Origin of the sequence: Micromonospora ferruginea (genome assembly GCF_013694245.2) — a bacterium.
GTDB lineage: Bacteria > Actinomycetota > Actinomycetes > Mycobacteriales > Micromonosporaceae > Micromonospora > Micromonospora robiginosa.
This window is the reverse complement of the sequence record NZ_CP059322.2, coordinates 5119212-5137877: the sequence shown is the minus strand read 5'-3', so window position 1 is coordinate 5137877 and position 18666 is coordinate 5119212. Positions and strand designations below refer to the sequence as shown.

Genomic DNA, 18666 nt, shown 5'->3' with positions numbered 1-18666 from the left:
GCCACGTTACCGGTCGTCCGGCCGCCGCCGGGCGTCCGCGCCGCGCGAATCCCGCGACTCGCCGCCAGCATTTTCGAACATGTGTACGATGACCGCCATGGCGGCTGCAGCGCGTTCCACCGACCGACCCGGAGCCCTCGACATCACCCGCAGGCTGACCGAGATCTGCGGTCCGCCGTTCGCCCGGTTCGCCGGCCCGGCCGACGAGGTGGCCGGGCGCACCGCCCGCTGGGTGGCCGTGCCGGGTGGCCCGCACGCCGCCGCCGAGGTGCTGCGGCTCGCCGCCGCGCACGACCTGACCGTGGTGCCGCGCGGCGCCGGCACGAAGATCGACTGGGGTGCGGCACCGGCCCAGGTCGACATCATGCTCGACACCGGCCGGCTGGCCGGCGTCTGGCACGAGCCGCACGCCGCCCCGGTGGCCGAGATCGGCGCCGGCACGCCGCTGCGCGCGGTCCAGGCCACCCTTGGCCGCACCGGCCGGCGGCTGCCGGTCGACGTGCCCTCGCCGGGCGCGACGCTGGGCGGGGTGCTCGCCGCCGACGAGGCCGGTCCGCTGCGCCACCGGCACGGCACCCCGTGCGCCCAGTTGGTCGGCGTGCGCTACCTCGACGCCGACGGCGAGCTGATCAGCGTCGGCGAGTCCGGCACCGCCCGGTTCGGGGCGGCGGCCCCGTCCGGTGGTTCCGGTGGCGGCCGGCGGGCCGGCGACCCGGCTTCCGACGACGGATCCGCGGTCGGTTGGGGCCGCGCCGGCGGGCTCGTCGTCGGCGGCCAGGGCACCGCCGGCTCGGCCGGGCCGGACGGCCTCCTCACCGCCGGGCCGGACGGCCTCTTCGCCGCCGGGCCGGTCGGCGGCGGCGACGCGGTGCTGGGGCGCGGCGAGCTGCCGGGGTTGGACGTGGCCCGGCTGCTCTGCGGCTCGCAGGGTGGGCTGGGCGTGCTGGTCTCGGCGACCATGCGGGTGCATGCCGTGCCGGCGAGCCGGGTCTGGGTCTCCCGCCCGGTCTGGACCCCGCTGGAGGTGCACGACCTGATCCGCGCGGTGCTCGCCGCCGAGGTCGCCCCGGCCGCCGTCGAGCTGGACCTGCCGGTGCCGGTGCCGCTGCCTCGCCGCCGGATCCCGGCGAGCCATCCCTCGGTGGCCGGCCGCCCCGACCACCCGGCGGTGACCGGGCGGCCGGCGGCGGGCAGCCTGGTGGTGCTGCTGGAGGGCGGCCCGTCCGACGTGGTCGAGCGGGCCGAGCGGTTGATCGGCGTGCTCGGCGCCGAGGCCGTGGTCAACCACCACGCGCCCGAGTGGTGGGGCCGCTACCCGTTCGCCCCCGGTGACACCGCGCTGCGCATCGAGGTGCCGGCCGGCGACCTGCACGCCGCGGTCTACGCGCTGCGCGACGCCGCCGGCGCCCCGGTGCCGGTGCGCGGCTCGGCCGGCGTCGGCACCGCTTACGCAGCCCTGCCCGGCGCACTGTCACCCGAGCGGGTGGCGTCGATCCTGACCGCGGTCCGTGGCGTGCTGATCGCCCGGCAGGGCCGGTGCGTGGTGATCTCGGCGCCCGCGCCGGTGCGCCGCGTCGTCGACCTGTGGGGCGAGTTGCCCGCCCTGCCCCGGCTGCGCAGCGCCAAGGCCCACCTGGATCCGCACCACCGCCTGGCCCCCGGCCGCCTCCCCGGCGGCCTCTGACCCACCCCGGCCCACCAGGGATGCCGGATTCAGGCGGCGATCATGAGGTTGGCGGGAACGAAAGGGACGAAATGCGCCGTCAACTTCATGATCGCCGTCAAAGGGGGGAGGGGGCGTCGCGTCAGAGCGTGTCGTTGCGGAGGACCAGGACGGCGATGTCGTCGCGCGGTGGCTCGGCCGAGAACGCGATGGTGGCGGCGCGCAGGCGCGCGGCGACCACGTCGGCCGAGTAGCCGGCCAGCGGGGCCGCCGACTCGCGCAGCCGCTCGGTGCCGAACAGCTCCCGGCCGCGCCGCCGCTCGGTCACGCCGTCGGTGTAGAAGATCAGCGCGTCGCCCGGCTTCAGCGCCAGCTCGGCCGTCGGGGTGGTGATGGTGTCGAGCAGGCCGAGCGCGGTGCCGCCGGTGCCGACGAACGTCGCGCCGCCACCACCGTGCAGCAGCACCGGGCGGTCGTGGCCGGCGAGGTGCAGGGCGACGTCGAGCTGGTCGCCGTCGCCGGGCCCGACCGCGGCCAGCGCCAGCGTGCAGTAACGCCCGCCGCCGCGCTCGACCAGCGTCTCGTTCAACCGGCCGAGCACCTCGGGCAGCGGCTTGCCGTCGCCCACCAGCACCCGGATCACGTCCCGGACCAGGCCGGTCACGGCCGCCGCCTGCACGCCCTTGCCGGAGACGTCGCCGACCACCACAAGCCAGCGGCCGTCCGTCAGCGGGACCACGTCGTAGAAGTCGCCGCCGACCTCGGCGTCGTCGCCGGTCGGGACGTACTCGGCGGCGAGGCCGATGCCCTCGACCACCGGGAGCACCGGCGGCAGCAGCGACTGCTGGAGGGTCTGCGCGACCCGGCGGCGTTCGGCGTGGATGCGGGCGTTCTCGATGGCGAGCGCCGCCCGCCGGGCCACGTCCTCCAGGACCGCGACCTCGTCCGGGTCGTGCCGGTGCCGCTGGTGCCGGCCCACGGCCAGGGTGCCGAGCCGCTGGCCGCGGGCGATCAGCGGCACGGCGAAGCCCTCCATCGGACCGCCCAGCGGCACCTGGGTCAGGCTGCGGGACGCCTCGCGCAGCCGGGACTGGATCGAGTCCGGGCCGGTCTCGGCGAGGAACCGGTGCAGGTGCGGGAGCATCGCCTCGTCGGCGTGGCTGGACGCGGCGAGGCGCAGCCGCCCCCACTCGTCGGTGGTGTGCACCGCGCACCACTGGCCCAGTCGGGGCACCACGAGCTGCGGGATGAGCGCCATCGTCAGCTCGACGTCGAGCGACTGGGCGAGCAGCTCGCTCGCCTCGGCGAGGAAGGTCAGCCAGGTGGAGCGGCGTACGTCGGCGCGGCGCAGCCGGTCGTTCTCCAGGTGCAGCGAGAGTCGCTCGGCGGCGAGCACGGCGAGCGGCCGGGCGTACGCCGAGGGCGCCGCGTCCAGCTCCAGCTCGCCGGCGTACGGGCGGTGCACGGCGAGCGGGACGCGCAGCAGCTCGTTGTCGTCCCGGGGTGGCCGGCCGTGCCGGGCGAAGACCTGGGTGCCCAGCCCGTCACCACGGTCCAGCCGGACCGTGCCGCCGGCGGCGCCCACCATCTCGGCCACCCGGGTCAGCAGCCCGGCGGCGAACTCGGGCAGCGGGTCGTCGGCGTACGCATCGGGGGTGGTCTGCATCAGTTCGCTCATCGCGGCGGCGCTCGGCGTGCCCTCGTCGGCCGGTGACACCGGTGGGCCGGACGGCCGGGCGGACCCGCGCAGGCCGGGACGGTCCAGGCGGAACCAGACACCCTTGCCGGTGGGCAGGTAGGTGGTGCCCCACCGGCTGGCGAAGTGGTCGACCAGCAGCAGGCCACGCCCGCGCGAGGCCACCTCGGTGATGTCGGAGGTGGTGTTGCGCACTCCGACGACGAGTTCGTCGACCGGGCCGGAGGCGAAGTCGGTGACGGTGACGGTGAACCCGGCCGGGTCGGCCTCGACCTCAATGTCCAGTTCGGTCTGCGCGTGCTCGACCGCGTTGGTGGTCAGCTCGGTGGTGAGCAGCAGCGCCTCGTTGAGCAGTTCGGGCAGGCCGGCTTCGAGGAGCATGGCGCGCACCAGCGCCCGGGCCGCGGCCGGGGTGCGCCGGTCGGCGGGAAGGCGGACTCGCCGGACGTGCTCGTCCGCGCGACCGCTGTGGGCCGGCTCCACCTCCGCTGACACCTTCGTATCCTCCACCTCCGCCACCCCGGGTGCCAAGCGCCCCGGCGAGAACCGGCGAACCGGGTGGATACCGCGCGTGACGCGCCTGCGGCCGTCGGTGACCTCGACGAATCGCGCGGCAGAATGGTGGGATGGCCGCGTGTCGGCACGAGCCGGTGGGCCCCGAGCTGAGCGAGGAATGATGACCACGGCGAAACAGTCGGTGACCGCGGATCCGTCCGCGTCCGACCACGAGGTGCTCCTCGGCGAGCTGGTCGAGGCGCTGCAGCGGGTGGCCCGTGGCGACCTCCGGGTGCGCCTGCCCCGACGGGCGGGTTTCTCCGGCGAGGTGGCCGACGCCTTCAACGACGTGGTGTCGCTGCAGGAGCGGCAGCACCTGGACCTGCGCCGGATCAGCCGGATCGTCGGCCGGGACGGCCGGCTCACCGAGCGGCTCGACGACGAGGGGCTGGAGGGCTCCTGGGCGGAGGGGCAGCGGGCGGTCAACTCGCTGATCGACGACCTGGGCCGCCCGACCACCGAGATCGCCCGGGTCATCGTGGCGGTGGCCGACGGCGACCTGTCCCAGCACATGGCGCTGGAGATCGACGGGCGCCCGCTGCGCGGCGAGTACCTGCGCATCGGCCGGACCGTGAACACCATGGTCGACCAGCTCTCGTCGTTCGCCGACGAGGTGACCCGGGTGGCCCGTGAGGTGGGCACCGAGGGCAAGCTGGGCGGCCAGGCCGACGTGCGGGGCGCGGCCGGCACGTGGAAGGACCTCACCGACTCGGTGAACACCATGGCGTCGAACCTGACCGGCCAGGTGCGGTCGATCTCCCAGGTGGCGACCGCGGTGGCGAAGGGCGACCTGTCGCAGAAGATCACCGTCGGCGCGCGCGGCGAGGTGGCCGAGCTGGCCGACACGATGAACTCCCTCACCGACACGCTGCGCCTCTTCGCCGAGCAGGTGACGCGGGTGGCCCGTGAGGTGGGCACCGAGGGCAAGCTGGGCGGTCAGGCGCAGGTGCCGGGCGTGGCCGGCACCTGGAAGGACCTGACCGACAACGTCAACTCGATGGCGTCGAACCTGACCAGCCAGGTCCGCAACATCGCCCAGGTGTCCACCGCGGTCGCGAAGGGCGACCTGTCGCAGAAGATCACGGTGGCCGCCCAGGGCGAGATCCTGGAGCTGAAGGACACCGTCAACACGATGGTGGACCAGCTCTCGTCGTTCGCCGACGAGGTGACCCGGGTGGCCCGTGAGGTGGGCATCGAGGGGAAGCTGGGTGGTCAGGCGCAGGTGCGTGGCGTCTCCGGCACCTGGCGCGACCTCACCGAGAACGTCAACCAGCTCGCCGGCAACCTGACCAGCCAGGTCCGTAACATCTCGCAGGTCTCCACCGCGGTGGCGAAGGGCGACCTCGGTCAGAAGATCACCGTCGACGCGCAGGGCGAGATCCTGGAGCTGAAGAACACCGTCAACACGATGGTCGACCAGCTCTCCTCGTTCGCCGACGAGGTGACCCGGGTGGCGCGCGAGGTGGGCACCGAGGGCAAGCTCGGTGGTCAGGCCCAGGTCAAGGGCGTCTCGGGTACGTGGCGGGACCTGACCGACAACGTGAACTCGATGGCGTCGAACCTGACCAGCCAGGTCCGCAACATCGCGTCGGTCACCACGGCGGTGGCGAAGGGCGACCTGTCGCAGAAGATCACCGTGGACGCCCGGGGCGAGATCCTGGAGCTGAAGTCGACGGTGAACACGATGGTGGACCAGCTCTCGTCGTTCGCCGACGAGGTGACCCGGGTGGCCCGTGAGGTGGGCACCGAGGGCAAGCTGGGCGGCCAGGCGCAGGTGCGCGGCGTGGCCGGCACCTGGCGGGACCTGACCGACAACGTGAACTCGATGGCGTCGAACCTGACCGCCCAGGTGCGGAACATCGCCCAGGTGTCCACCGCGGTCGCCAAGGGCGACCTGTCGCAGAAGATCACGGTGGACGCGCAGGGCGAGATCCTGGAGCTGAAGTCGACGGTGAACACGATGGTGGACCAGCTCTCGTCGTTCGCCGACGAGGTGACCCGGGTCGCCCGTGAGGTGGGCACCGAGGGCAAGCTCGGTGGTCAGGCCCAGGTCAAGGGCGTCTCGGGTACGTGGCGGGACCTGACCGACAACGTGAACTCGATGGGGTCGAGCCTGACCGCCCAGGTCCGCAACATCGCGTCGGTGACCACGGCGGTGGCGCGGGGCGACCTGTCGCAGAAGATCACGGTGGACGCGCAGGGCGAGATCCTGGAGCTGAAGTCGACGGTCAACACGATGGTGGACCAGCTCTCGTCGTTCGCCGACGAGGTGACCCGGGTCGCCCGTGAGGTGGGCTCCGAGGGCAAGCTGGGCGGCCAGGCGCAGGTGAAGGGCGTCTCCGGCACCTGGCGCGACCTCACCGAGAACGTCAACCAGCTCGCCTCGACGCTGACCACCCAGTTGCGCGCGATCGCGCAGGTCTCCACCTCGGTGACCCGGGGCGACCTGACCCAGCGGATCAACGTCAAGGCGCAGGGCGAGGTCGCCGAGCTGAAGGACAACATCAACCAGATGATCGTCACCCTGCGGGAGACGACCAAGAAGAACGCCGAGCAGGGCTGGCTCGACTCCAACCTGGCCCGCATCGGCGGCCTGCTCCAGGGCCAGCGGGACCTGGGCGAGGTCTGCCGCATGATCATGATGGAGGTGACCCCGCTGGTCGACGCGCAGCTCGGCGCGTTCTTCCTGGCGGACAGCTCCGAGGGCAGCATGCGGCTGCGGCTCACCGCCTCCTACGGGTACGTGGCCCGCGGGCACGACGTCACGTTCGGCCCCGGCGAGGGGCTGGTCGGGCAGGCCGCGTTGTCCCGCCGCACGATCCGGGTCAAGGCGCAGCCGGACGGGCGGCTGGTGGTCCGCTCCGGGCTGGCCGACACGCCGCCGGCCGACCTGGTGGTGCTCCCCGTGCTGTTCGAGGGGGAGCTGCTCGGCGTGATCGAGTTCGCCGGCGTGACCACCTTCTCCGAGCTGCACCTGGCGTTCCTGGAGCGGCTGGTGCTCACCATCGGCGTCGCGGTCAACACCATCCAGGCCAACCGGCGTACGGAGGAGTTGCTGGCGCAGTCGCAGCGGTTGGCGCACGAGATGCAGGACCAGTCGGCGGAGTTGCAGCGCACCAACGCCGAGTTGGAGGACAAGGCGAAGCTGCTGTCGGAGCAGAAGGCCAACATCGAGACGCAGAACCGGGAGATCGAGCTGGCCCGGCTCGGCCTGGAGGAGAAGGCGCAGCAGCTCACCCGGGCGTCGGCGTACAAGTCGGAGTTCCTGGCGAACATGAGCCACGAGCTGCGTACGCCGCTGAACTCGCTGCTCCTGCTGGCGCGGCTGCTCGCCGAGAACCCGGAGCGCAACCTGAGCGCGAAGCAGATCGAGTTCGCCCGGACCATCCACGGCGCCGGGTCGGACCTGCTCCGGCTGATCGACGACATCCTCGACCTGTCCAAGATCGAGGCGGGTCGGATGGACGTGGAGCCGACCGAGGTCCACTTCTCCGAGATCCGTGGCTACGTCGAGCAGGCGTTCGCGCCGCAGGCCGAGGAGAAGGGCCTGGACTTCCAGGTCCGGGTGAGCCGGGAGCTGCCGCCGGCCCTGGTCACCGACGCCCAGCGGTTGCAGCAGATCCTGCGCAACCTGCTCTCCAACGCGGTGAAGTTCACCGACAACGGCGCGGTGACGCTGCGCATCGGGCCGGCCGCCGAGAACGCGGTCTTCGACGTGCCGGCGCTGACCAACGCGCAGCGGGTGATCGCGTTCACCGTGATCGACACCGGGATCGGCGTCTCGGACGACAAGCTGTCGCTGATCTTCGAGGCGTTCCAGCAGGCCGACGGCACCACCAGCCGGCGCTACGGCGGCACCGGCCTGGGCCTGTCCATCAGTCGGGACCTGGCCCGCCTGCTCGGCGGCACGATCACCGTGTCGTCCGCGCCCGGGCAGGGTTCGACGTTCACTCTCTTCGTACCCGATGTGTTGGCGCCGGACGCGGTGGTGGCGCCGGCGCCACCGTCGCCGAGTCGCGCGGGCCTGCCGTCGTCGCTGCTCATGCCGATGGAGCTGCCGCAGCCGCAGGAGACGCCGGCCACCCGCCGGCTGGACGGGGTGACCGTCCTGATCATCGACGACGACGTCCGGAACGTGTTCGCGCTGACCTCCGCGTTGGAGTTGCACGGGATGACCGTGCTGTACTCGGACAACGGGGTGGACGGCGTGCGTCAGCTCGCCGAGCACCCGGAGGTGGACATCGTCCTGATGGACGCCATGATGCCGGACCAGGACGGGTACGAGACGACCGCGCAGATCCGCCGCAACCACCGCTTCGCGGACCTGCCGATCGTGTTCCTGACCGCCAAGGCGATGCCCGGCGACCGGGAGTCGGCGCTCGCGGCCGGCGGCAGCGACTACATCACCAAGCCGGTGGACCTGGACGAGCTGATCGGGTTGATGGCGACCTGGATCGGCCGCAGCAGAGGCGAGGAGAGCGCGTGACGCAGACGGCCAAGGCCCTGCTCGTGGACGACCGGCGGGAGAACCTGATGGCGCTGGAGGCGATCCTCCAGGGTCTCCCGGTGCAGTCGGTCGCGGTGGAGAGCGGCGAGGCCGCGCTCAAGCAGTTGCTGGTGGACGACTTCGCGGTGATCCTGCTCGACGCCCAGATGCCGGACATGGACGGCTTCGAGACCGCCACTCACATCAAGCGGCGGGAGCGGACCCGGCACATCCCGATCATCTTCCTCACCGCGGCGGACAAGGACGCCCAGCTCGCGCTGCGCGGCTACCAGGTCGGTGCGGTCGACTACCTGACCAAGCCGTTCGACCCGTGGGTGCTGCGGGCGAAGGTGACGGTCTTCGTCGAGCTGTGGGTGAAGACCCGGCAGCTCGCCGCCCAGTCGGACGTGGTGCGGGAGCGGGACGTGCAGTGGCGGCGCCTGGCCGAGGCGGTGGACTCCGCGACCGCGATGCTGCGCGGCGACGACGACCCGGCGACCCGGGAGCGGGCGGCTGACCTGTTGGAGCAGGCCCGCTGGGGCAACACCCGCTGAGGGTCAGCCGGCGGCCGGGCCGCCGTGCCCGGTCGCCGCGCGTCGGGCCCGCCAGCGGTCGCCGAGCGACTCCACCTCCTCCTGTACGAAGAGGAAGAAGTCCCGCATCTCGGCGACCCGTTCGCCGGCCGGGGTGCTCCGGCCACGCAGCGCGTCGACGCCGCCGCCGGCGATGTCGATGAAGTTCTTGTAGAGGTTGGTCTTGGTGATGGTGGCCTCGTACCACGGGTTGTCCGGCATCCGGTAGCGGTCGCGGCGGGAACCCTTGACCGGTTCGCGGATCAGCATCGCGAACTGCGTCAGGTAGCGGACCGCACCGGACACGGCGGCGGCGCTGACGCCCAGCCGCTCGCCGATCTCGCTCGCGGTGAGCGGGTCGTCCGCGCTCATCACCGCGAACAGGACCCGGGCGGCCATCCGGGGGAAGCCCACGTCGGCGAAGGCCATCGCCATCCGCTCGACGAAGAGGTGGACCTCCTCCTCGTCGGGTTGCGGCGGCTGGCTCACGGTCGTCTCCTCGCTGCTCATCCCCGCGATCGTCTCTCACATCTCACTGTCTTCACAAGTTTATGAAATGAGCGTAGCTTCCGAAGTATGGAAACCACCATTGAGGTGGCCGGTCTGGTGAAGACCTTCGGCCACACCCGAGCGCTCGACGGGCTCGACCTCACCGTCCGCACCGGCGAGGTGCACGGCTTCCTGGGCCCCAACGGCTCCGGCAAGTCCACCACCATCCGGGTGCTGCTCGGCCTGCTGCGGGCGGACGCGGGGGCCGTCCGACTGCTCGGCGGCGACCCCTGGCGGGACGCCGTCGCACTGCACCGCCGGCTCGCGTACGTGCCCGGCGACGTCACGCTCTGGCCCCACCTCAGCGGCGGCGAGGTGATCGACCTGCTCGGCCGGCTGCGCGGCGGGCTCGACCCGAAGCGCCGCGCCGAACTGCTGGACTCGTTCGAGCTGGACCCGCGCAAGAAGGGCCGCACCTACTCCAAGGGCAACCGGCAGAAGGTCGGCCTGGTGGCCGCGCTCGCCTCCGACGTCGAGCTGCTCATCCTCGACGAGCCGACCTCCGGGCTCGACCCGCTGATGGAGGAGGTCTTCCAGCACTGGGTCCGCCGGGCCCGCCAGGACGGCCGCACCGTGCTGCTCTCCAGCCACATCCTGGCCGAGGTGGAGGCGCTCTGCGACCGGGTGACGATCATCCGGGCCGGCCGGGCGGTCGAGTCCGGCACCCTCGGCGACCTGCGCCACCTGCACCGCACCGCGATCGACGCCGAGATCACCGCGCCGCTCGACGGGCTGGCCGACCTGCCCGGCGTGCACGACCTGCGGATCGACGGGCACCGGGTCCGCTTCGACGTGGACACCGCCGCGCTCGACGCCGCGCTGCGTCGCCTCACCGAGCTGGGCGTCCGCAGCCTGGTCAGCACGCCGCCCACGCTGGAGGAGCTGTTCCTGCGGCACTACGAGGCGGTTCCCGAGGGGGCGAACCCGTGAACGCGCTCACCGGGACCCGGCACCTGGTCCGGCTGATCCTGCGCCGCGACCGTGTCCTCCTGCCCCTCTGGGTGCTCGTCCTCGCCGTGCTGCCGGTGTCGTACGCGGCCAGCTTCTTCGAGCTGTTCCCGACCGCCGCCGAGCGGGCCGCCTACACCGAGGGGACCGCCCGCAACCCGTCGATCGTCGCGCTGCTGGGCCCGGTCTACGGCGACAGCGTCGGCGCGCTGACCGCCCAGCGCAGCGGCTTCCTGCTGGTGATCGTGGCGCTGGCCAGCCTGCTCACGGTGATCCGGCACACCCGCACCGAGGAGGAGGCCGGCCGGCGGGAACTGCTCGGCGGCAGCGTGCTCGGCCGGTACGCCGGGCTGACCGCCGCGCTGCTCGTCACGTACGCGGCCGACGTGCTGCTCGGCCTCGTCACCGCGGCCGGCCTGCACGCCACCGGCCTGTCGGCCACCGGCTCGTACGCGTACGGGCTCGCCGCGGCGCTGACCGGGATCGCCTTCGCCACGCTCGGCGGGCTGGCCGCCCAGCTCACCGAGACCGCCGGCGGGGCGCGGGGGATCGGCATCGCCGGTCTCGGCGCGGCGTTCGGGCTGCGCCTGGTCGGCGACACCGCCGGCAACGACTGGCCGAGCTGGCTCTCCCCGCTGGGCTGGGCGGCCCGGGTCCGACCGTACGAGGGGGAGCGGTGGTGGGTGCTGCTGCTACCGCTGGCCGCGACCGTGTTGCTCGCGGCGCTGGCGTACCCGGTCTCGGTCCGCCGGGACCTGGGCGCGGGCGTGCTGCCGCCCCGGCTCGGCCCGACCACCGCCGGCGGCGCCCTGTCCGGGCCGTTCGGCCTTGCCTGGCGGCTGCACCGGGCGCAGCTCGTCTGGTGGTCGGTCGGGTTCGGCCTGCTCGGGCTGATCCTCGGCGGCGCGGCCGAGGCCGCCGGTCGCTCGGTGGAGGGGAACGCGCAGTTGGAGCAGATCATGGCCCGGATCGGCGGGGCCTCCGGGTTGGCCGACGCCTACCTGGGCGCGACGCTGAGCCTGGCCGGGCTGGCCGCGGCCGGGTACGGCATCCAGGCCGCGCTGCGGATGCGCGCCGAGGAGTCCGCCGGCCGGGCCGAGCCGGTGCTGGCCACCGGCACGCGCCGGTCCACCTGGCTGCTCTCGCACGTGGCCTTCGCGCTGCTCGGCCCGGTCGTGGTGCTCGCCGTGACCGGTCTGGCCACCGGCCTGACCTACGGGTTGAGCGTGGGCGACGTGCCCCGGCAGGTGGGCCGGATGGTCGGTGCGGGCCTGGCGCAGGTGCCGGCCGCCTGGGTGCTGGCCGGGCTCGCCGTGCTGCTGCACGGCCTGCTGCCCCGGCTGGCGTCGGCCGCGTGGGCGGTGCTGGCGGTCTGCGTGCTGCTCGGTCAGCTCGGCGCGGTGCTGGAGCTGAACCAGTGGCTGCTGGACCTGTCCCCGTTCACGCACACCCCGCAGGTCCTGCGCCCCACCTGGGCAGCCACCCCGCTGTTCCTCCTGACCGCCCTGGCCGCCGCCCTGGCCGCCACCGGCCTGCTCACCTTCCGCCGCCGCGACCTCCCCGTCCTCTAACCCGCCTGACCTCGCCGATCTTGCACTTTCTGCCCCGACAGAAGGGATAAGCGACGCATATCCAGGGCCGAAAGTGCAAGATCGCGGGGAGGGAGGAGGGAGGGGAGGGGTTAGCGGATCATCAGGGCGCTGCGGAGGCCGGTGATGTCCAGGACGCGGAGCAGGAAGTCGCCGACGTTGCTCAGCATCAGCACGCACTGCATGTGGCTGGCCTTGCGGCTGAGCACCACGAGGGTGCCGAGACCCTGGGAGTCGCAGAAGGTGACGCCGCCCAGATCGAGCACCATGCGGGGCGGCGGATCCGCCAGCACCTCGTTGACCACCGTCGAGAGCTGGGCGGCCGTGAGCATGTCGATCTCACCGGCCAGGCGAAGCACAGCTTCGTCACCCGTCCGGTGCACGGTGATGGACAGCTCGGCACGATCCACCCGGTCAGCCTATCGCGATCTCGACGAACGGGCCTGTCGAGCGGGCCGTGGCCGGGGCGCCCGCGGGCCCGACGAGTGGTGAGCCCGGTAACCCTCGTCGCGGGGTGGCTGCCGGCACGCCGGCCGGCGCTGACACAATGGCGGCATCGTGACCGAGACCCTTTCCGCCGGATCCGGCCGCTACCCGGCCGACGCTCCGGCCTCCGAGGCCCTGTTCGACCGCGCCAAGGCACTCGTGCCCGGCGGGGTGAACTCCCCCGTGCGCGCGTTCCGTGCCGTCGGCGGCACGCCGCGCTTCATGGTCCGGGGCGAAGGTCCCTGGCTCTTCGACGCCGACGGCCGCCGCTACGTCGACCTGGTCTGCTCCTGGGGCCCGCTGATCCTCGGCCACGCCCACCCGGCCGTGGTGGAGGCGCTGCGCGAGGCCGCCGCGCTCGGCACCAGCTTCGGCACGCCCACCCCGGGCGAGGTCGATCTGGCCGAGGAGATCGTCGCGCGGACGCCGGTGGAGCAGGTACGCCTGGTCAACTCCGGCACCGAGGCGACCATGTCGGCGATCCGGCTGGCCCGCGGCTTCACCGGCCGCGCCAAGATCATCAAGTTCGCCGGCTGCTACCACGGCCACTCGGATGCGCTGCTCGCCGCCGCCGGCTCCGGTGTGGCCACCTTCGGCCTGCCCGACTCGCCCGGCGTGACCGGCGCGGCGGCCGGCGACACGATCGTGCTGCCCTACAACGACCTGCGGGCCGTGGAGGAGGCGTTCGCCGCCGAGGGGCCGAACCTCGCAGCGATCATCACCGAGGCGGCGGCCGGCAACATGGGCGTGATCGCCCCCCGGGACGGCTTCAACGCCGACCTGGCCCGGATCGCGCACGCGCACGGCGCGCTGCTGATCGTCGACGAGGTGATGACCGGGTTCCGGGTCTCCCGCGCCGGCTGGCACGGCCTCGACCCCTCCGACGCCGACCTGTGGACGTACGGGAAGGTCATGGGTGGTGGGCTGCCCGCCGCGGCGTTCGGCGGGCGCGCGGAGATCATGGCGAAGCTGGCCCCGGCCGGCCCGGTCTACCAGGCCGGCACGCTCTCCGGTAACCCGCTGGCCTGCGCGGCCGGGCTGGCCACGCTGAAGCTGGCCGACGACGCGCTCTACCGGCGCCTGGACGAGACGGCCGCCGCGCTGGGCAAGCTCGTCACCGAGGAGCTGTCCACGGCCGGCGTGCCGCACCGCCTCTCCACCGCCGGCAGCATGTTCTCGGTCTTCTTCACCGACGCCGAGGTGCGCGACTACGACAGCGCCCGCACCCAGCAGGTGCCGGCGTTCAAGGCGTTCTTCCACGCGATGCTCGCCGCCGGCGTCTACCTGCCGCCGAGCGCGTTCGAGTCGTGGTTCGTCTCGGCGGCGATCGACGACGCCGCGTGGGAGCAGATAGCCGCCGCCCTGCCGGTGGCGGCGCGGGCGGCGGCAGCGGCCGGACACGGGGGGTAACTATGGCGGAGACGGTGGTCCACGTGCTGCGGCACGGCGAGGTGCACAACCCGGACGGCATCCTCTACGGCCGCCTACCCGGTTTCCGCCTCTCCGAGCTGGGCGTGCAGATGGCCAAGGCGGCCGCCCAGGCGCTCGCCGAGCGCACCGTCGTGCACGTGGTGGCCAGCCCGCTGGAACGCGCCCAGCAAACCGCCGAACCGATCGCGGCGCAGTTCGGTCTCTCCGTCGGCGTCGACGAGCGGCTGATCGAGAGCGCGAACTGGTTCGAGGGCAAGAAGGTCTCGCCGGGCGACGGCTCGTTCCGTGACCCGCGCAACTGGTGGGTGCTGCGCGACCCGGTCACCCCGTCCTGGGGCGAGGCCTACCAGGTGATCGCGGAGCGGATGTTCGCCGCGCTGCACGCCGCCCGGGTCGCCGCCGAGGGGCGCGAGGCGGTGCTCGTGTCGCACCAGCTCCCGATCTGGACGCTGCGCCGGCACGTCGAGCGCAAGCGGCTCTGGCACGACCCGCGCCGCCGCCAGTGCGGCCTGGCCAGCCTCACCTCGTTCCACTTCGACGGTGCCAAGATCGCCGGCATCGGCTACTCCGAGCCGGCCGCCCACCTGATCGCGATCTCGCCGACCGCCCGGACGGCCAAGGGGGCCTGATGCTCACCCGGAGGCTCGCCGCCGCCCTGCTCGTCGCCGTCACCGCCGGTACGGCGCTGGTCGGCTGCACCTCCGGCAGCGACGAGAGCCGGTGCGCCGCCGACGGCCTCACCGTGACCTGCGCCCCGGACCAGCGGTCGAAGACGCCGAAGGTGAGCGGTGAGCTGCTCGGCGGCGGCAACTACGACATCGCCCGCGACCGCGGCCAGGTCGTCGTGGTCAACTTCTGGGGTTCCTGGTGCGCGCCCTGCCGGGCCGAGGCGGACGACCTGGAGGACACCTACCAGGCCACCAAGGGCGACGGCGTGACCTTCCTCGGCATCAACGTGCAGGACAGCAAGGACAAGGCGGCCGCGTTCGAGGCGAGCTACGGGGTCACCTACCCGAGCCTGTTCGACCCGGCCAGCCGGCAGGCGCTCAACTTCGACATCCCGCCGAACTCCACCCCCGCGACCGTGGTGCTCGACCGGGACGGCCGGGTCGCGGTGGTGATCCGCCGCGCGGTGACCCAGGACGAGCTGCGGCCGATCGTGGCGAAGATCGCCGCCGAGAAGCCGGCGCCGAACGGCTCCCGCTGATGGGTGAGACGTTCGCCCGACTCGCCTCGTCCGGGCCGTTGCTGTTCGCGGTGGGCGCGGCGGCGCTGGCCGGGCTGGTGAGCTTCCTCTCCCCGTGCGTGCTGCCGCTGATGCCCGGCTACCTGTCCTACGTGACCGGCCTGGCCGGCGCCGACCTGGAGGGTGCAAGGAGGGGCCCCCGCTTAACGCCTCCGGTCGAGGCGGGGCCCCCGCTTAACAAGGCAGGCGGCGTGAGCGTGGCGGAGCGGGTGGCGCCGGTGCGGAGCGCCGCCGCCGTGAAGGGGCGGGTGCTGGCCGGCACGCTGCTGTTCATCGCCGGCTTCACCGCCGTGTTCGTGTCCACCGCGATCCTCTTCTCCAGCGTCGGGCGGCTCTTCTTCCGGTACGAGCGCACGCTGGAGATCGTCATCGGTGTGCTGGTGGTGGTGCTCGGCCTCGGTTACCTCGGCGTCGTCCCCGGGATGCAGCGCGAGTTCCGCATCCGGTGGCTGCCGTCGGCCGGCCTGCTCGGCGCGCCGGTGCTCGGCGCGGTCTTCGCACTGAGTTGGCTGCCCTGCACCGGGCCGACGCTCGGCGCGGTGCTCGGCCTGGCCGCCACCGAGGGCAGCGCCGGCCGGGCCGTGGTGCTCGCCGTGGCGTACTGCCTCGGGCTGGGGCTACCCTTCGTCGTCTTCGGGCTGGGCTTCCAGCGCCTGCTCGGGGTGTTCCGCGCCGTCCGGCGCAACAGCCGCTGGGTCACCCGCGTCGGCGGCGCCCTGCTGATCCTGATCGGCCTGGCGCTGGTCACCGGCGGCTGGCAGAACGTGGTGATCTGGTTGCAGACGCACGTGGGCGTGGGCGAGGTGAGCATCTGATGACGACCGTGGACGACCGGCCGACCACCCCGCCGGCCGAGGCCCCCCGGCGCCGGGTCAACCCGGTGCTGGCCCTGCTGCGCAACTCGTGGCGGCAGCTCACCAGCATGCGTACCGCGCTGGTCCTGCTGTTCCTGCTCGCGGTCGCCGCGATCCCCGGCTCGGTGCTGCCCCAGCGCGGGGTCAACCCGGAGAAGGTCGACCAGTGGTTCGTCGACCACCCGGACCTGGCACCCCGGCTGGACCAGATCGGCGCGTTCGCGGTCTTCGGCTCGGTCTGGTTCTCCGCGATCTACCTGCTGCTGTTCACCTCGCTGATCGGCTGCATCCTGCCCCGTACCCGCGACCACGTCCGGGCGCTGCGGATGCGGCCGCCGGCCGCGCCGAAGCGGCTGGACCGGCTGCCCCAGCACGCCACGCTGGAGGCGCCGGCCGCCGCCGACCCGGAGGCGATCGCCGAGGTGCTGCGCCGTCGCCGGTGGCGGGTCACCGTCCGGGGCAACGAGGTCTCCGCCGAGAAGGGCTACCTCAAGGAGACCGGCAACCTGCTGTTCCACACGTCGCTGATCGCCGTCCTGCTCGGCGTCGCGGCCGGATCCTGGTACGGCTGGCACGGCAACCGCATCCTGGTCGCCGGCGCGGACAACGCGTTCTGCAACACCCGCCAGCAGTACGCCGAGGCGTCGCTCGGCCCGCGGGTGGACAGCGCCGACCTGCCGCCGTTCTGCCTGACGCTGACGACGTTCGAGGCCGACTACCTCGACTCGGGCCAGGCGTCCCGTTTCTGGGCCACGGTCGACGTGGACTCGCCGGGCGGCGCGTCCCGGACCGCCGGCTTCTCGGTCAACTCGCCGCTGCGGCTCGACGGTGCCAACGTCTACCTGCTCGGCAACGGCTACGCGCCGGTCCTGAAGTACACCGACCGGTACGGCAAGAGTCAGACCAGCGACGACCCGTTCCTGCGTACCGGTGACCCGAACGCGACCGAGGAGGGCGTGGCCCTCTTCCCGGATGCGAACGTCGACCCGAAGACCGGCAAGCGGGCCCCGGACCAGCAGGTCGCCTTCGACGGGCTCTACCTGCCCACGGTCGGGGACCAGCCGCCGTACGTCGCGTCGCAGTTCCCGGCCGAGCGGAACCCGGCGCTGAACCTGACCGCCTACCGGGGCAACCTCGGGCTGGACGCCGGCATCCCCGGCTCGGTCTACCAGCTCGACCAGCGGCAGGTCGACAACGGCAAGCTCAAGCAGGTCGGCACGAAGCTGCTCCGGCCCGGCGAGACGTGGACCCTGGACGACGGCAGCACGCTGGAGTTCGTCGGCACCCGGCCGTACGTCACGCTCGCGGTGCGGCACGCGCCCGGGCAGACGCTGCTGCTGGTGGCCAGCGGCACGCTGCTGCTGGGCCTGATGGGTTCGCTGTTCGCCCGCCGTCGCCGGGTCTGGTTCCGGGTTTCGCCCCCCGAGGGTGGATCTCCGACGAGCGGTAGTAGCTTGGTGGAGGCCGGTGGGCTGCCGCGCACCGAGCACCCAGGGTTCGCCGACGAGTTCGCGCAGCTCGTCGCCGCGGTGAGCGGCGACGCGCCGGACCGGAAGCGGGCGCGAGAAGGAGACGAGTGATGTCCGCACTCTCCGACCAGTTGGTCACGTTCGCGATCCTGGCGTACCTGGTCGCGATGATCAGCCACGCCGTGGAGTTCGCGCTGGGCAACGCGCGCAAGGTGGTCGCGGCCGCCCCGGCGCGGGAGCTGGTCGGCGCGGGCGTCGGCGGCGCGGGCGGCACGCTCGACGAGCCGGCCGCCCCGGCCGCGCCGCCGCGCCCGGACCGGTCCGCCGAGCGGGCCGCGACGGCCGGGCGGATCGCCGCCTGGCTCACCGTGCTGGGCGCCGCGCTGCACCTGGGCGCGGTGGTCACCCGGGGCATCGCCGCGGAGCGGATGCCCTGGGGCAACATGTACGAGTTCGTGTTGACGGTCACCTGGATCGGGGTGGCCGCGTGGCTGGTGGTGCTCTGGAAGCAGCCGTCGCTGCGCCGGCTCGGCCTGTTCCTGACCCTGGTGATGGTGCTGCTGCTCGCGTTCGCCGAGCTGAAGCTCTATGTGCAGGTCGTGCCGCTGATGCCGGCGCTGCAGTCGTACTGGTTCATCATCCACGTGTCGACGATCATCTTCTCCTCGGGCATCTTCCTGCTGGGCGTGGTGCCCGCCGCCGCCTACCTGATGCGGGCCGGCTGGGAGCAGGGGCGACGCAGCTTCCCGTACACCCTGGCCCGCCGGCTGCCGGCGGCGGCCGGGCTGGAGCGGTTGACCTTCACGCTGCACGCCTTCGCGTTCCCGATCTTCACGTTCGCGGTTATCGCCGGGGCGATCTGGGCGGAGGCCGCCTGGGGTCGCGCCTGGGGCTGGGACCCGAAGGAGACCTGGGCGTTCATCTCCTGGGTGGTCTACGCGGGCTACCTGCACGCCCGGGCCACGCCGAGCGTGAAGCGCAACGTGGCCACCTGGATCGCGGTGGTGGGCTTCCTGACCGTGCTGATGAACCTGTTCGGCGTCAACTTCTTCTTCACCGGCCTGCACTCGTACGCCGGGGTCTGAGCCGGCCCCGGCCGGCGGAACGGGTTCCGCCGGCCGG

General features: G+C 73.0%; 14 protein-coding genes. 11 read left to right on the top strand and 3 right to left on the bottom strand.

The window, feature by feature from the left end; genetic code table 11:
• Positions 1-97: 97 nt before the first annotated feature.
• The gene (locus tag H1D33_RS22590; RefSeq protein WP_246411923.1) at positions 98-1684 is read left to right on the top strand and encodes an FAD-binding oxidoreductase; all 1587 of its coding nucleotides are present in this window, start codon (positions 98-100) and stop codon (positions 1682-1684) included.
• A 121-nt stretch (positions 1685-1805) separates the two neighbouring features.
• Here the strand turns inward: H1D33_RS22590 and H1D33_RS22585 are convergent, their stop codons facing one another.
• Positions 1806-3854 carry a SpoIIE family protein phosphatase gene (locus tag H1D33_RS22585; RefSeq protein ID WP_181571253.1) on the bottom strand — a complete coding sequence of 683 codons (2049 nt, stop codon included), beginning with the start codon at positions 3852-3854 and terminating at the stop codon, positions 1806-1808.
• Between the two features lie 181 nt (positions 3855-4035).
• Between H1D33_RS22585 and H1D33_RS22580 the strand changes: the two genes are divergently transcribed.
• Both H1D33_RS22580 and H1D33_RS22575 read left to right on the top strand, forming a co-directional pair.
• Positions 4036-8400 (top strand): HAMP domain-containing protein, encoded by a 4365-nt coding sequence (locus tag H1D33_RS22580; RefSeq protein ID WP_181571254.1) that lies wholly within the window; start codon positions 4036-4038, stop codon positions 8398-8400.
• A complete protein-coding gene (locus tag H1D33_RS22575; protein WP_181571255.1) occupies positions 8397-8954 on the top strand; it encodes a response regulator in 558 nt (185 codons plus the stop codon). Before H1D33_RS22580 ends, H1D33_RS22575 begins: the two co-directional genes overlap by 4 nt.
• Positions 8955-8957: 3 nt before the next feature.
• Here the strand turns inward: H1D33_RS22575 and H1D33_RS22570 are convergent, their stop codons facing one another.
• Complete coding sequence (locus tag H1D33_RS22570) at positions 8958-9482, bottom strand: GbsR/MarR family transcriptional regulator (RefSeq protein WP_246411925.1); 525 nt, start codon at positions 9480-9482, stop codon at positions 8958-8960.
• Between the two features lie 66 nt (positions 9483-9548).
• Here H1D33_RS22570 and H1D33_RS22565 point away from each other — a divergent pair, with 66 nt between their 5' ends.
• The gene (locus H1D33_RS22565; protein ID WP_181571256.1) at positions 9549-10451 is read left to right on the top strand and encodes an ABC transporter ATP-binding protein; all 903 of its coding nucleotides are present in this window, start codon (positions 9549-9551) and stop codon (positions 10449-10451) included.
• The gene (locus H1D33_RS22560) at positions 10448-12040 is read left to right on the top strand and encodes an ABC transporter permease (RefSeq protein ID WP_181571257.1); all 1593 of its coding nucleotides are present in this window, start codon (positions 10448-10450) and stop codon (positions 12038-12040) included. Before H1D33_RS22565 ends, H1D33_RS22560 begins: the two co-directional genes overlap by 4 nt.
• A 110-nt stretch (positions 12041-12150) precedes the next feature.
• On the opposite strand, the gene H1D33_RS22555 is transcribed toward H1D33_RS22560, so the two are convergent.
• Positions 12151-12468 carry an STAS domain-containing protein gene (locus tag H1D33_RS22555; RefSeq protein WP_181571258.1) on the bottom strand — a complete coding sequence of 106 codons (318 nt, stop codon included), beginning with the start codon at positions 12466-12468 and terminating at the stop codon, positions 12151-12153.
• A 148-nt stretch (positions 12469-12616) separates the two neighbouring features.
• On the opposite strand from H1D33_RS22555, the gene hemL reads away from it, so the two are divergent.
• Genes hemL through ccsB form a run of 6 tightly spaced genes read left to right on the top strand, consistent with a single transcriptional unit; the run spans position 12617 to position 18629 of the window.
• Positions 12617-13954, top strand: a complete 1338-nt coding sequence (gene hemL / locus H1D33_RS22550; protein ID WP_181571259.1) for a glutamate-1-semialdehyde 2,1-aminomutase — start codon at positions 12617-12619, stop codon at positions 13952-13954.
• Between the two features lie 2 nt (positions 13955-13956).
• A complete protein-coding gene (locus H1D33_RS22545; protein ID WP_181571260.1) occupies positions 13957-14604 on the top strand; it encodes a histidine phosphatase family protein in 648 nt (215 codons plus the stop codon).
• Positions 14604-15182 carry a TlpA family protein disulfide reductase gene (locus H1D33_RS22540; RefSeq protein ID WP_181571261.1) on the top strand — a complete coding sequence of 193 codons (579 nt, stop codon included), beginning with the start codon at positions 14604-14606 and terminating at the stop codon, positions 15180-15182. Before H1D33_RS22545 ends, H1D33_RS22540 begins: the two co-directional genes overlap by 1 nt.
• Complete coding sequence (locus H1D33_RS22535; protein WP_181571262.1) at positions 15182-16036, top strand: cytochrome c biogenesis CcdA family protein; 855 nt, start codon at positions 15182-15184, stop codon at positions 16034-16036. Before H1D33_RS22540 ends, H1D33_RS22535 begins: the two co-directional genes overlap by 1 nt.
• Entirely contained in the window at positions 16036-17655 is a 1620-nt protein-coding gene (gene resB, locus H1D33_RS22530; protein ID WP_181571263.1) for a cytochrome c biogenesis protein ResB, read from the top strand. Before H1D33_RS22535 ends, resB begins: the two co-directional genes overlap by 1 nt.
• Positions 17655-18629, top strand: coding sequence for a c-type cytochrome biogenesis protein CcsB (gene ccsB, locus H1D33_RS22525; protein WP_181571264.1), 975 nt, complete (start codon positions 17655-17657; stop codon positions 18627-18629). Before resB ends, ccsB begins: the two co-directional genes overlap by 1 nt.
• The last annotated feature ends 37 nt before the right edge of the window (positions 18630-18666 follow it).

Excerpts from the sequence above, each read along its gene's own strand:
- H1D33_RS22590 (WP_246411923.1), top strand. The coding sequence starts at position 98 with ATGGCGGCTGCAGCGCGTTCCACCGACCGACCCGGAGCCCTCGACATC.
- H1D33_RS22580 (WP_181571254.1), top strand. The coding sequence starts at position 4,036 with ATGACCACGGCGAAACAGTCGGTGACCGCGGATCCGTCCGCGTCCGAC.
- H1D33_RS22570 (WP_246411925.1), bottom strand. The coding sequence starts at position 9,482 with ATGAGCAGCGAGGAGACGACCGTGAGCCAGCCGCCGCAACCCGACGAG.
- H1D33_RS22565 (WP_181571256.1), top strand. The coding sequence starts at position 9,549 with ATGGAAACCACCATTGAGGTGGCCGGTCTGGTGAAGACCTTCGGCCAC.
- H1D33_RS22545 (WP_181571260.1), top strand. The coding sequence starts at position 13,957 with ATGGCGGAGACGGTGGTCCACGTGCTGCGGCACGGCGAGGTGCACAAC.
- H1D33_RS22540 (WP_181571261.1), top strand. The coding sequence starts at position 14,604 with ATGCTCACCCGGAGGCTCGCCGCCGCCCTGCTCGTCGCCGTCACCGCC.
- H1D33_RS22535 (WP_181571262.1), top strand. The coding sequence starts at position 15,182 with ATGGGTGAGACGTTCGCCCGACTCGCCTCGTCCGGGCCGTTGCTGTTC.
- resB (WP_181571263.1), top strand. The coding sequence starts at position 16,036 with ATGACGACCGTGGACGACCGGCCGACCACCCCGCCGGCCGAGGCCCCC.
- ccsB (WP_181571264.1), top strand. The coding sequence starts at position 17,655 with ATGTCCGCACTCTCCGACCAGTTGGTCACGTTCGCGATCCTGGCGTAC.